The organism is Myroides sp. DW712 (assembly GCF_046557355.1).
In the GTDB taxonomy this organism is placed as follows: domain Bacteria; phylum Bacteroidota; class Bacteroidia; order Flavobacteriales; family Flavobacteriaceae; genus Flavobacterium.
In genome coordinates this window covers 14,950-28,035 of record NZ_JBKFDO010000008.1, presented here as the reverse complement: position 1 = coordinate 28,035, position 13,086 = coordinate 14,950, and the positions used below count along the sequence as shown (strand labels likewise).

The following is a 13,086-nucleotide window of genomic DNA, read 5'->3' as shown; positions in this document are numbered from 1 at the left end:
AAATGAAGTACATTTAGAAGGAATAAAATAAACGATTATGACGACACAAGAAGTACAAGGCATCCGTAAACAATTCGAGTACTATCGCACGTTAGCAGATAAAACAATACTCCTTCTATCGCAAGAAGAATTGAATTGGCAGTATAATGAAGAAAGTAATTCTATTGCTATGTTGATGCGTCATATTACTGGAAATTTAGCTTCGCGTTTTACCAATTTTTTTACAGAAGATGGAGAAAAAGACTGGAGAGATCGAGAGGGAGAATTTGCATTAGGAACCTACAATCGACATGAGCTCATCACCAACTGGGACAAAAGCTGGACTATTTTATTTGACGTTTTAGATTCCATAACGGAGGACAATGTGCAGGCTGTGGTAAAAATTAGAAATCAAGAGCATACGGTGGGAGAAGCGTTGTATCGTCAATTAGCTCATTACCCTTACCATATTGGGCAAATTGTCTATATCGGTAAACTCATTAAAAATGAAGCCTGGCAATCGCTGTCTATTCCCCGAAATAAATCTAAGGAGTATAACCAGGAAAAATTTAATAATCCAAATTCAGATACCCATTTTACTGATGATTATTTAAAAAAGTAAAGGAAAAAAAATAAGAATAACTTTTTTGACCAAGGAAAAAGATACGGCGTATAACCATATTTTATATATTTGTTGAAAGACGAATAAAGCAGTAATTATGAAATTAAACACAATGGCATGTATTGTATTGGCTTCGGCAATGGCATTATCATGCGGAAAAAACAAAGAAAAAGAAGGAGAAAATACAGTAGATGCAGTGGAGAATTTTGAATTTAGCGTAGATCAATTTGCTGATATTGAAGTGTTGAGATACCAAATTCCAGGTTGGGAAGATCTAACGTTGAAGGAAAAAGAATTGGTGTACTATTTAAGTCAAGCAGGATACGCTGGACGTGATATTATCTGGGACCAAAACTACAAACACAACTTAGCGATCCGTCAAGCATTAGAGAACATCTATGTGAATTATGCTGGGGATAAGGAAACAGAAGACTGGAAAAACTTCGTCGTATATGTAAAAAGAGTGTGGTTCTCAAACGGTATTCACCACCATTACTCTAACGATAAAATTAAACCAGCCTTTACACAAGCGTATTTCAATACCTTGTTAACCGAAACAAAAACAAGCTTAGACGAAGGTATTGTAGCTATTTTATTCAACGATGTTGACAATAAAAAAGTAAACCTAGATTTGTCTAAAGGTTTAGTAGAAGGATCTGCCGTGAACTTTTATGGAGAAGGAATTTCAGAAGCTGAGGTAGAAGCGTTCTACAACAACATGAAAAGCCCAGATCCATTACGTCCACTTTCAACAGGGTTAAACTCTAAAGTGGTTAAAGAAAATGGTAAACTAGTAGAGAAAGTTTGGAAAAGCGGTGGAATGTATGGTCAAGCGATTGACAAAATCATCTACTGGTTGGAAAAAGCAGTAACCGTAGCAGAAAATCAAAAACAAGCAGATGCGTTGAAACTACTAATCAAATACTACCAAACGGGTGACTTAAAAACATGGGACGATTACAACGTAGCATGGGTTGCAGCAACAGAAGGTAATATTGATTACAACAACGGATTTATCGAAGTGTATAACGATCCATTAGGACATAAAGCATCTTACGAAAGTGTAGTGCAAATTAAAGACTTCGATATGTCGAAAAAAATGGAAGTATTGTCAAAAGAAGCGCAATGGTTTGAAGACAACTCTCCATTAATGGCGGAACACAAAAAGAAAAATGTAACAGGAGTAACGTATAAAACTGTAATTGTAGCGTCAGAATCTGGAGACTCATCTCCTTCAACGCCAATTGGAGTGAACTTACCGAATGCAGATTGGATTAGAGCCGAACACGGTTCAAAATCAATTTCTTTAGGAAACATTATTGATTCTTATAACCACGCAGGGGGATCAGGTAAACTAAAAGAGTTTGCACACGATGAAGAAGAAGTACAATTAGAAGAAAAATACGGCGAGTTAGCGGATAAATTACACACAGCTTTACACGAAGTAATCGGACATGCCTCTGGACAAATTAACCCAGGGATTGGTCAACCAAAAGAAACTTTAAAAAGTTATGCCTCTACTTTAGAAGAAGGACGTGCAGATTTAGTGGGATTATTCTACCTATACAATCCTAAATTACAAGAAATTGGATTAGTAGACGATTGGAAAGCGGTTGGTATGGCTGCTTATGATGGGTATATCCGAAATGGTTTAATGACGCAATTGGTTCGTTTAGAGCCAGGAGCTGATATTGAAGAAGCACACATGAGAAACCGCCAATGGGTGAGTGCATGGGTATTCGAAAAAGGAAAGAAAGACAATGTCATTGAAAAAGTGGTTCGCGATGGAAAAACGTATTTCAATATTACGGATTACGAAAAATTACACGCGTTGTTTGGTGAGTTATTGAAAGAAACACAACGAATCAAATCAGAAGGAGATTACAATGCAGCCAAACAATTGGTAGAAAATTACGGAGTGAAAGTAGATCAAGCGATTCATAAAGAAGTATTGGAACGCAATGCTAAGTTTAATTCAGCTCCATATAGAGGATTTGTAAACCCTTATATCGTTCCTGTAACAAATGATAAAGGAGAAGTTACAGATTACATCATTAAACAACCAAAAACGTTTGAAGAGCAAATGTTATACTACGCGAAAGAATACAATTTCTTACCTGCAGTAAACTAAATACACTAAAAGCCAACGATTGCGTTGGCTTTTTTTATGCTGTTATCGGAGTGGAGATTCAAAATACGCACTAGGGCGTTTCCCTAATAGCTTCGTAAATACATTGCTGTAGGACTGTGCACTACTGTATCCCACGCGAAAAGCAATCTCGCTAATGTTGAGTTGTCCCTCACTCAAGTGCTCTAGTGATTTAATAATACGAACCATTTGGATGTATTTTGCCAAGCTAATTCCTGTTTCTTTTTTAAATTGACGCTCCAAGGTGCGAATACTCACAAAGCCCTTCGCTGCTAAATCTTCCATGGCAATTGGCCCTCCATAGGCTTGGTGAATAAAAGCCGTAACCGCCAGCAAATTAGCTGATTTTGGAACGGGTGTAATTAACGGAATCGCCTCTTGAATAAAGGAAGGGAGTTCTTCTAAAATAGCTAATAAAAAGGTTTGTTCGCTTTGGCGGTATTCCTGATTTAACGACCATTTTTCGGTGTACATAATCATTTCCCTCAATACGGGGGGAACTGAAAATAAATACAAATCATCGTAAAAAGAAGACATTCCATCCGTATTGAAATACAAGGTTCGCAACGAAACCGATTCCGAGGCAGAAGTGGTTTTATGTGGTACGTTGGACGGAATCCAAGCGGCATGATGTTGAGGTAATAAAAACTGATTGTCAGTCGTGTGTAAATACTGATAACCCGACTCTACAAAGACTAATTGAGCCTTGTGGTGCTGGTGAAACTCATTGTTGTGCTTCCAGTTCTCAGCATGCCAAACAAATCCGTTTTTCTTGACTTGATCTACTAGTTCTGGTCCATACATGCTTGTCGTTTTAGTTATGTTATATGGCGAATATAATCATTTAATTCCTTTTATTTTTACTCCATAAAACAAACGCATAAAATAAATATGAATAATTCGATCGATAAGGAGAACGTAAAAGTTTCAAAAACGAAAGAAATCTTGATGCTGCTAGGGGTTATATTTATTGCCTCCAATCTTCGTGCTCCACTCACTTCAGTAGGACCTGTGATTGGAGAAATAAGTAAATCCTTAGCTTTGTCTAATACAACTGCAGGTTTAGTGACAACGATTCCCTTGATGGCGTTCGCTTTTCTATCGGGTATTGTTCCCAAGTTCTCTAGAAAATATGGGATGGAATTGGTTTTGCTTCTCTCCTTAATTTTGTTGAGTGTGGGCTTGTTGATTCGCCCCTTAGGAAATATGGTATCTCTTTTTTTAGGTGCTGCTTTGGTGGGAACAGCTATTACAGTGGGAAATGTATTAATGCCAGCTTTCATTAAAAATAACTTTCCGCATAAAGTGGGGAGTATGATGGGAATCTATTCGGTGGCGATGAATCTAACAGCGGCTTTAGCTGCAGGTTTCAGTATTAGTTTGGGCTCGTATACAACTATGGGCTGGAAGGGATCTATCGGAATTTGGTTGGTGCTTTCTTTGGTGACTATTTTTGTATGGATTCCTCAAGTAAAGAAGAAGAAACAAGACCCAGTGAAAGGGAATTTTGCCATAGAAGAAAATACGGTTAATCTGTATAAGTCAGGTTTAGCTTGGGCTGTAACGGTATTTATGGGAGTTCAATCGCTCCTGTTTTATTGCTTAGCAGCTTGGTTGCCTAAGGTGATGCAAACCTGGGGGATGTCGGTAGAAGATTCAGGATGGATCTTATCTTATGTTCAATTTGCTCAATTGCCAATGACGTTTATCGGTGCAATCATCGCTAGCAAAATGAACAATCAAAAACTATTAGCTCTTGTTGTAGGTGTGTTGTTTATGGTGGGAATAGGAGGAATTCTACTTTTCCGTACGGAGTATATTCTTCTTTGGTGCATTCTGATTGGATTGGCAAGTGGCTTGGCTTTTAGCTTGTCGATGTTGTTGTTTGTCTTGCGTACACGAAGTACAGTACAATCAGCTGAACTATCAGGAATGGCACAATCTTTTGGATATTTAATTGCTGCTTGTGGACCACCAATTTTCGGAGCCTTATTTGATTGGTCTCAGGATTGGATTTATTCTCTACTGTTCTTGTTGGTGATGTCTGCAACACTCCTAATTTCGGGAATTATCGCGGGAAAAGATACTTGGGTGAAATAAGCGTAACATAGAAAGTAAAAAAAGGAAGCTCATCAGCTTCCTTTTTTTAATCTATACTGTTTGATTGGTTGGTAATAAATTGATACGGTATAAAAAGTATAAGGTGAATTAATAATTAATTTATACACAGGAGTAAAACTAGAGAAAAAAAAATGAAAGATTTGTTTTTTTACCTTAAATAAGTTGATTATTTTCTTTTGAAAGGAATATACTCTTGGAGATTATCTACTGTACTTTTGATTTATTTACTTGACTCTAGAATAGAACTACAGACAAAAGAAAAGAGAAAGAAGCGAAAAATGGTTGGTCATGTGTCCTGTCCTAGTTGGCTTAAGTAGCGTACGATTCCATAACACAACCCAAGCGAATAAGAGTCATTTGCACGGTTGTTTTTTTTAAATTAGAGAACGGTAGTAACCAGATAGTAACTGTTAAAAGTGTAGGGAGGAGTCCTCCTTAAATCGTATCTTTGAAGAATAGGGTGTTTATAAAACTCGGTAATAATCTAAAAAAGTAAAGAAATGAAAGTAGAAATATGGTCGGATGTGATGTGTCCTTTTTGTTATGTAGGTAAAAAACACTTTGAAAACGCGTTAGCACAATTGCCTTTCAAAGATAAGATTGAAGTAGAGTGGAAGAGTTTTCAACTCGATCCAACGTTACCTGTTGACGGCGCATCAGAATCAACAATAGAATATTTAGTGAAGCGCAAAGGGATGCCGAAAGAGCAAATAGAAGGGATGATGAATCATCTAGATCAAGCGGGGTCTGCTGTAGGGATTGAATTCAGACAGGATATTTCTATTCCTGTAAATACCTTCAGAGCACACCGTTTAATTCACTTTGCACAAAGTCATGGAAAGGGAAATGAAATGGAAGAAGCCTTGTTCTATGCGCATTTTACAGCGGGGAAAAATGTAGGAGATATCGACGTATTAACGGAAGTTGCTACGAGTATTGGATTAAATAAAGAAGAGGTTGTTGCTTTATTGCAAAGTGAAGAACAAACCCAAGAAGTGAAAAATGATATTGATGAGGCTCAAGCGTTGGGTATTTCAGGTGTACCTTTCTTTGTCGTAGATAGAAAATACGGGATTTCAGGAGCACAACCGATTGATACCTTTGCAGAAGCGTTAACTCAAGCGTACCAAGAAAGCCAACCTAAATTCGAAATGAAAGGGGATCAGGATGCAAATGCCTGTGGCCCTGAGGGATGTGAGGTTTAGTTAACGCTTCAGTGTTGACAGTTGACTATACAAGGAAAATAAAACAAAAAAAGACGAATTTCTATTCGTCTTTTTCATTTTTAGGGTATTTCAAACAAAAGTAGCATTTTATTTCCCTCTTCTTGGTGTACTGAAATGAAATAAAAACACTAGCGATTGCCTGATTTATCCTTTATCTTTGAGAGGTAAACATCAAGGATAGAATGAAAGTTAAGATAGTACACACAGCGGATTGGCATTTAGGCAAACGATTGGATAATTTTTCGCGTATAGAAGAACAAAAAGAAGTATTGGATGAAATCTGTCAAGTGGCAGATGAACAACAAGCCGATATTATTGTGATTGCAGGTGATTTGTTCGATACGTTTAATCCACCGATCGAGGCAGAGGATTTATTTTATAAAACCCTTCGTCGCTTGACGCGTAATGGACAGCGTCCTGTGATTGCTATTGCAGGCAATCACGATAGCCCAGAGCGCATTGATGCTCCAGACCCACTCGCTCGTGCTTGCGGAATACTTTTGGTTGGTTTACCTAATACCGTGGTACAACCGGTAGAGGAGAATGATGCTTTCATGTTAACTCAATCAGCAGCAGGTTTTATTGAACTGAAGCTAACTCATCTTCCTTTTCCTATTCGTGTGATTCACACCCCTTATGCCAATGAAGTACGCTTGAAAAAAGCACTCCATATTGAAGATAAGACGACCGCATTAAATGAAGTTTTACAACATAATTGGGATACATTAGCAGAAGAATATTGTGATACTGAAGGAGTCAATCTTTTGATTTCTCATCTATATATGATGAAAAAAGGTGGAGAAGAACTAGAAGAACCTGATGGTGAAAAACCACTAAAAATAGGAAATGCTGATTTGATTTACAGCGACAGTATTCCCGCGCAAATTCAATATACGGCTCTAGGCCACTTACACCGGGCCCATCAAATTGGTGAGGCAGAGCGCCCTGTGGTATATTCAGGAAGTCCTTTGTGCTATAGTTTTAGTGAAGCAGGACAAGAAAAATACGTCATGATGGTCGAAGTTGCCCCGAATGAAACGGCAACCTATCAAAAGATAGGCTTGACAAAAGGACGTCCTTTATCGCGTAAAAAGTTTTTTTCCGTTGATGAGGCTGTCGATTGGCTCAAACAAAATCCCCATCACTTGGTAGAGCTAACACTTGTCAGCGATACTTTTCTTAAAGCAGATGATATCAAACGCATTTACCAAGCACATGATGGAATTATTACCATTATCCCTTTGGTGAACGTAGCCAATCAAACTGAGGAGAATAAGAGAAAACAAGTCAACCTAGAGCAAGATATTCAAGGACTTTTTACAGACTATTTTAAACAAAAAAACAACGGACAAGAACCCAATGAGGAAATTATGGAGTTGTTTAAGGAAATTATAAATTAAGTTTTTACCATGATCCCTATTCGTTTAGCCTTAGAAGGTTTTTACTCCTATCAGGAGAAACAGATTATTGATTTTTCTCAGCTAATTCAAGCTGGTTTATTTGGAATATTTGGAAAAGTAGGTTCGGGTAAATCCTCCATCTTAGAAGCTATTTCTTTTGGATTGTATGGTGAGATTGAACGCCTGAATGCACGAGATAATCGCGCGTATAATATGATGAATTTAAAATCAAATCGCATGAGTATTGATTTTGAGTTTTTCAATTTTAAGGAGGAGAAATACCGTATTTACAGAGAATTTAGACGTAATTCAAAACGCTTTGATGATGTTAAACGCGGAGATGCTGTTTTATACCAATGGAAGGAAGAGCAATGGGTTCCCCTGCCTGAATTAAATATAGAGGAAATCATCGGTTTGAGTTATGAAAACTTCAAGCGAACAATTATTATTCCCCAAGGAAAATTCAAAGAATTTATTGAATTAGGTGGAAAAGATAGAACCAAGATGATGCAGGAAATTTTTGGTCTTGATCGTTTTGATTTAACGGGTAAAACGAAGTCCTTGTATAGCGTAACACGTCAGCGTTATGATCATTTGCAAGGACAATTACAGCGTTTTACTTTGCTTACAGTAGAACAGATTGAGGAGAAAAAAACACAACATAAAATACAAGAAGATCAGTTAACGCAATTAACGGCAACGTTTAAAAAGGAACAGGAACACTTTCAACAGTTGAAAGCCGTTAAGAGTGATTTTGAAACGTTAGAAACAAGTAAAAGAGAATTAGAAGCCTTGGAAGTGCAAGAAGTTCAAATTCAGGAGCAACAAAAGGAATTAGAGCAATATGAACAAGTAGATAAAGCTTTTCGTACTGTATTAAGAGAACAGCAACAAAACAAAGCTAAATTAGTTGAAAAACAGGCTGTTTTAGCAAAACAAATCAAGGATTTCCAACAGAAGAAGGTACAGTATACACAGCTATCGGAAGCATTGGTAGCCGTTGAAAAACAGTATGCAACGATTGAGCAAGAGAAAGTAATACTTCGAGAACTACAGTTTATACAGAGTATTAAATTAACCGAAGAATCTCAAAAAGCCTTAGGTGAACGTTTGAGAAAGGGCAATGAAGTTGTGGTACAAACGAAAAAGGAATTACAAGAAGTTCAACAGACAATCGCCACGATTGAGCAGCAAATACAAGACTTAAAAGTCAATCGAATGGATGCGATGCGTTTGATGGCTTTGGATAAATGGTTTACGGATTGGGAGTATGTTCAGCAGAATAAGAAGGAGCTACAAAACAAACTGATACAAGTACAAGGAGAAATTCAACAGATGAATAATACCTTGGAAAAGCTGGATTTTGTTACGGAAGAAGCCTGGCGTGTAAATCTGAGTAAACAAAGAGAGCTAAGTCAAGGGATTCAATTGTTACTTACTCAGGAATTAGAACAACTGCGCGTCTCTCAACAATTGGCACATTATGCAACGGCCTTAGAAGAAGGAGAAGCTTGTCCTTTGTGCGGAGCCCTGGAGCATCCTACAATTCTAACGAATGAGGATGTATCTAGCTTGATTGCGGAATTAGAGCGCAAACAAGAGAAGCTTCGACAAGAAGAGCAGGAGTTAAACCAAAAAGAGCGAGAAGTGCAAGCCTTAGTGGATAAACGACATCTTTTGATGGTTCACGAGCAAGAAATTAATCAACAAATAGCAACAAAACACCACCAATTACAGCAATTGGATACAAGCTTTATATGGACGGAAATTGAAAAAGGCAATAAAGTACAATTGCTGCAAGTAAAACAGGAAGCAATTCGAGTGAATGAAAGACTTGAACAGTTAGAAGACCAACAGCAACAGCAAATTAAAAAAGCAGAAAGTATTCGAGCGAATGTGGATTTATATACGACTAAATTAGCTTCGATTGAATTAGAACAAGTAAGAATGGAGGCAGATATTGAAGCTCATGCCAAGCAAATTCAATTATTGAACCTCAATGAAATTTTACGACAAGACAAAGAAACAATTGCGCAAGAAATTCGTGTAAAAGAAGAAATGATTGCACATGTTGTGACAAATTATCAAGCATTGACACAACAGCAACAGCAACTTGTTCCCATTGTAGCTTCTTTGGAAACGGAGCAGAAGAATAGCCAACAGGCTATAGAAGAGCAGACTAAAACATTGGAGGCTATAGAAAGTCATATCCATCAGTTGCTTGAAACATTTCATTTAGAGCAGGTGACAGTAGTCCAACATATTTTGGATAAAAATATAGATGTACAGGCAAGAAGAGCCGCGATTCAAGCGTTTATATTAAAGTTAGAAGTATTGCGTAATCAAGTGGAGCATTTAGCTGCCAAATTGAAATCGCTTTCTTTTGATCCAGTGCGTTTCCAAACGCAAACTACTGTTGTAGCAACCTTAGAACAGCAAGTGAAGGAGCATACAACCTTGGTTGTAAAACTAGGGGGAGAAATTGAACGCATGGAACAAGAGTATAAAGAGAAAGAAGCCTTGTTACATGAGTTCGATCAAGTGGATAAGCGATTGAAAAATATCAATATATTGGATAATATGTTTAAAGGAGCTGGATTTGTAAACTACGTATCAAGTATTTACTTGAGCAATCTCTGTGATAGTGCCAATCAGCGTTTTCATCGCTTAACTAATAATCAGTTGAGCCTGCAACTCAATGAAAGTAACGAGTTTGAAATCATTGATTATTTGAACAACGGAAAGGCCCGTAGTGTGAAAACGCTATCTGGAGGACAAAGTTTTCAAGTGTCTCTCTCTTTAGCCTTAGCCTTAGCAGAAAGCGTACAGAGCTTATCGAAATCTAATAAAAACTTTTTCTTTATTGATGAAGGATTTGGAACACAAGATACCGAATCGGTGAACCTAGTATTTGAAACGCTGAATAGTTTACACAAAGAGAATCGCATTGTAGGTATTATTTCCCATGTGGATGAACTTCAAGAGCGTATTCCTATGTCTCTATCCATTGTCAAAGACGAAGAAAAGGGAAGTAGGGTAGTCTCTTCTTAAAAAAAACGCAAGAAAAAGAGTAGAGTCAAAAAAATAAGTACATTTGTTAGACAAAATGAACTTTTAATTCCACGCAATAAATACGATGAACTTTAACTATTCAAAAGAGGAAAAAACGTCAATTGCTATAACTATAGTGATTACACTTTTATTTTTCCTTCTTTTATTCTTTATTAAATTTATGGATAGCCACACGTCTTATACCAGTTTTGGTGGAGGAGGTGGAGGAGGAGATGGCGTTGCTATTTCCTTAGAGGGAACACCAGGTGATCATTTGACTACATCATCAAAGCCAGTTGAGGTAGTAGAAGAAGAGCAACAAATTGCAAAAGCAGAACCTGTAGAAGAAAAGGAGGTTTTAGCTTATGAAAAAGGAGAGGAAACTACGGTTGTTGTAGCGAAGAAAGAAGAAACAAAAAAGGCAAAAGCAGTGGTAGAAAAACCGTTGGAAAACACAGCCAAAAAAACAACAGAAAAGAAGGTAGAAACCACGGAGAAAAAAGCAACCACTCCAGCAAAACAAGATGTTTCCAATACAACTAAAGATGCAATTAGCAGCTTTATGAATGGAGGAACAGGTTCAGGAGGTGGTGGAACAACAGGAAGTGGAAAAGGAGGACTATCTACCAATGGAGGATATTACGGAACAGGTACTGGAAACGGAACAGGAAGCGGAAGCGGAATGGGAAGTGGGACAGGGACAGGTATCGGCAGTGGATCTGGCGGTGGAGTAGGAAACGGACATGGAGATGGACGAGGCGATGGTATTGGATATACACTCGATGGACGTAGTGCAACAGTCAAAGCTATTCCTAAATATACCTGTAATGAAATTGGAACGGTTGTGGTTGAGGTTTGGGTTGATCAGGCTGGAAATACAGTAGATGCAAGAGCTGGAGTGAAAGGAACAACTAACACAGCTAACTGTTTATTAGAACAGGCTAAAATTGCGGCTTTACAAACGAAATGGCAAGCCAACGATAAAGCGCCTGCTAAACAAGTAGGAAAAATCGTCTATCAGTTTAAACTGAATTAGTAGCAAGTAAAAAAAGATTGATAGGTAATGTGTCCATAGTGACTCCAGGGTGAGTCCATAGTGACTCCAGTAAAACAAGGCTTTTTAATAGACTAGCCACGGATTCACACTATATCTATGACGTTGACATACCAAGGAAAAACATTACAGCAACAAAAAAAGGAGCAATCATTGATTACTCCTTTTTTTTATTGTTTTTGTGTAGCAATTACAAACTTGATGTTGTTCTTTACGCCAATTTGTAAAACATCTACTAATTCTTGTATTTGTGAATTAAATGGAATTCGAATTACAACGGATTGATCCGTATTGCCTCCTAATTCCGCTAATAACGTTTGTTCTAATTCCTCGTATGGGACTTCCGTCTTATTGATGAAAAAGCGTTTGTCTTCTGTAACCGAGATGGTCAAATGTTGCTTATTCGTCTTTTCATTCGATGCTGCTTTTGGAAGCATCATCTTTATCACATTGGGATTCGCTAATGTTGATAAAATAAGAAAGAATAAAAGCAAGAAGAACATAATGTCACTTAAAGAGGAAGTTGCGATTTCCGCTTTAAAGCGTTTATTTCTTTTAATTGCCATTTGGTCGTTGTATTGCATTAATAAAATCTAAAATCGTTTGTTGGGTGCGCAACAAATAATTATCAATAGAGGAGTTCAACAGGTGATAGGCAGCATATGCTATAATACCTACAACTAGACCAGATCCACTACTAATCATCTTCTCATATAATCCTCCTGATATATTAGCAATACTGATATCTTCAGAAATACTAATATTATAAAAGATACGAATTACTCCTAAAATGGTTCCAACGAAACCTAAAGTAGGTGCAATACCAGCAATTAATCCTAAGTGTCCCATCTTCTGCTCCATTTTTCCAATCTCAATGGTCGCTAGTCGCTCCATATTACCTTCAATTTCCGTAATCGGTCTACCAATCGAATGCGCTCCTTCTAAAATAACTTTAGCATACGAATTGGTCTCTCGAGAAAGTGTTAGTTCTACGGAATCCAGTTGTCCCTTTTCCAATAAGGTTAGCGTACTGGGTAATACGGATGAGTCGAATTTTGTTTGTTTTCGGATATACAAATACCGCTCGATGGAAAGATAAATCGTATAAATAAACAAAAGGATGATAGGAACCATAAAGATTCCTCCTTTCATAACAAAATCTAAAGCAGAAATTTGACTTTCTTGTGTTACTACTTCGTTTAAATCAGTGACTGCAGTAGTAATTGCATCTGGTGAAGCTTGCAAAAATGTAAACATTAAAAATCGTTTAAAATAGGATCAAATATAAAAATAAAATCGCACAAATGTATAGAGAACATCAATTCATTAGGCAAGTAAATTGTTATTTTAATGTGAAAGACAAAGGGAATACCTTAACCAAAGGATCCTATTCGTGGAAAGCGGTGTTTTTTGTTGGGAATGAATTAAAAAAACAAGGGGTAAAAAAAATGCCCAGCATATAAAAAAGGCGATTGATTTAGACC

General features: G+C 37.3%; 11 protein-coding genes. 8 read left to right on the top strand and 3 right to left on the bottom strand.

The window, feature by feature from the left end; translation table 11 throughout:
* Positions 1 to 37 precede the first annotated feature (37 nt).
* Together ACLJX0_RS07935 and ACLJX0_RS07930 are read left to right on the top strand one after the other, a co-directional pair.
* The gene (locus ACLJX0_RS07935; protein ID WP_410879650.1) at positions 38 to 601 is read left to right on the top strand and encodes a DUF1572 family protein; all 564 of its coding nucleotides are present in this window, start codon (positions 38 to 40) and stop codon (positions 599 to 601) included.
* 97 nt (positions 602 to 698) lie between these two features.
* Complete coding sequence (locus tag ACLJX0_RS07930) at positions 699 to 2,732, top strand: dipeptidyl-peptidase 3 family protein (protein ID WP_410879649.1); 2,034 nt, start codon at positions 699 to 701, stop codon at positions 2,730 to 2,732.
* A 42-nt stretch (positions 2,733 to 2,774) separates the two neighbouring features.
* Here the strand turns inward: ACLJX0_RS07930 and ACLJX0_RS07925 are convergent, their stop codons facing one another.
* A complete protein-coding gene (locus ACLJX0_RS07925; RefSeq protein WP_410879648.1) occupies positions 2,775 to 3,554 on the bottom strand; it encodes a helix-turn-helix domain-containing protein in 780 nt (259 codons plus the stop codon).
* Between the two features lie 87 nt (positions 3,555 to 3,641).
* Here ACLJX0_RS07925 and ACLJX0_RS07920 point away from each other — a divergent pair, with 87 nt between their 5' ends.
* The 5 genes from ACLJX0_RS07920 (at position 3,642) to ACLJX0_RS07900 (ending at position 11,584) form a co-directional block, all read left to right on the top strand.
* On the top strand, positions 3,642 to 4,850 hold the full coding sequence (locus tag ACLJX0_RS07920; RefSeq protein WP_410879647.1) for a CynX/NimT family MFS transporter: 1,209 nt from the start codon (positions 3,642 to 3,644) through the stop codon (positions 4,848 to 4,850).
* A gap of 521 nt (positions 4,851 to 5,371) precedes the next feature.
* Positions 5,372 to 6,076 carry a DsbA family oxidoreductase gene (locus ACLJX0_RS07915; RefSeq protein WP_410879646.1) on the top strand — a complete coding sequence of 235 codons (705 nt, stop codon included), beginning with the start codon at positions 5,372 to 5,374 and terminating at the stop codon, positions 6,074 to 6,076.
* Positions 6,077 to 6,279: 203 nt separating this feature from the next.
* Positions 6,280 to 7,497, top strand: a complete 1,218-nt coding sequence (locus ACLJX0_RS07910; RefSeq protein ID WP_410879645.1) for a metallophosphoesterase family protein — start codon at positions 6,280 to 6,282, stop codon at positions 7,495 to 7,497.
* Between the two features lie 9 nt (positions 7,498 to 7,506).
* Complete coding sequence (locus tag ACLJX0_RS07905) at positions 7,507 to 10,548, top strand: AAA family ATPase (protein WP_410879644.1); 3,042 nt, start codon at positions 7,507 to 7,509, stop codon at positions 10,546 to 10,548.
* 181 nt (positions 10,549 to 10,729) lie between these two features.
* Positions 10,730 to 11,584 carry an energy transducer TonB gene (locus ACLJX0_RS07900; RefSeq protein WP_410879643.1) on the top strand — a complete coding sequence of 285 codons (855 nt, stop codon included), beginning with the start codon at positions 10,730 to 10,732 and terminating at the stop codon, positions 11,582 to 11,584.
* Between the two features lie 188 nt (positions 11,585 to 11,772).
* Here ACLJX0_RS07900 and ACLJX0_RS07895 read toward each other — a convergent pair whose 3' ends face one another.
* A complete protein-coding gene (locus tag ACLJX0_RS07895) occupies positions 11,773 to 12,168 on the bottom strand; it encodes an ExbD/TolR family protein (protein ID WP_060872976.1) in 396 nt (131 codons plus the stop codon).
* Positions 12,158 to 12,859 carry a MotA/TolQ/ExbB proton channel family protein gene (locus tag ACLJX0_RS07890; RefSeq protein WP_410879642.1) on the bottom strand — a complete coding sequence of 234 codons (702 nt, stop codon included), beginning with the start codon at positions 12,857 to 12,859 and terminating at the stop codon, positions 12,158 to 12,160. The genes ACLJX0_RS07895 and ACLJX0_RS07890 overlap by 11 nt, the downstream gene beginning before the upstream one ends.
* Before the next feature lie 47 nt (positions 12,860 to 12,906).
* Here ACLJX0_RS07890 and ACLJX0_RS07885 point away from each other — a divergent pair, with 47 nt between their 5' ends.
* Entirely contained in the window at positions 12,907 to 13,065 is a 159-nt protein-coding gene (locus ACLJX0_RS07885; protein WP_410879641.1) for a hypothetical protein, read from the top strand.
* Positions 13,066 to 13,086 lie beyond the last annotated feature (21 nt).

Excerpts from the sequence above, each read along its gene's own strand:
- ACLJX0_RS07935 (WP_410879650.1), top strand. The coding sequence starts at position 38 with ATGACGACACAAGAAGTACAAGGCATCCGTAAACAATTCGAGTACTAT.
- ACLJX0_RS07930 (WP_410879649.1), top strand. The coding sequence starts at position 699 with ATGAAATTAAACACAATGGCATGTATTGTATTGGCTTCGGCAATGGCA.
- ACLJX0_RS07925 (WP_410879648.1), bottom strand. The coding sequence starts at position 3,554 with ATGTATGGACCAGAACTAGTAGATCAAGTCAAGAAAAACGGATTTGTT.
- ACLJX0_RS07920 (WP_410879647.1), top strand. The coding sequence starts at position 3,642 with ATGAATAATTCGATCGATAAGGAGAACGTAAAAGTTTCAAAAACGAAA.
- ACLJX0_RS07915 (WP_410879646.1), top strand. The coding sequence starts at position 5,372 with ATGAAAGTAGAAATATGGTCGGATGTGATGTGTCCTTTTTGTTATGTA.
- ACLJX0_RS07910 (WP_410879645.1), top strand. The coding sequence starts at position 6,280 with ATGAAAGTTAAGATAGTACACACAGCGGATTGGCATTTAGGCAAACGA.
- ACLJX0_RS07905 (WP_410879644.1), top strand. The coding sequence starts at position 7,507 with ATGATCCCTATTCGTTTAGCCTTAGAAGGTTTTTACTCCTATCAGGAG.
- ACLJX0_RS07900 (WP_410879643.1), top strand. The coding sequence starts at position 10,730 with ATGGATAGCCACACGTCTTATACCAGTTTTGGTGGAGGAGGTGGAGGA.
- ACLJX0_RS07895 (WP_060872976.1), bottom strand. The coding sequence starts at position 12,168 with ATGGCAATTAAAAGAAATAAACGCTTTAAAGCGGAAATCGCAACTTCC.
- ACLJX0_RS07890 (WP_410879642.1), bottom strand. The coding sequence starts at position 12,859 with ATGTTTACATTTTTGCAAGCTTCACCAGATGCAATTACTACTGCAGTC.
- ACLJX0_RS07885 (WP_410879641.1), top strand. The coding sequence starts at position 12,907 with ATGTATAGAGAACATCAATTCATTAGGCAAGTAAATTGTTATTTTAAT.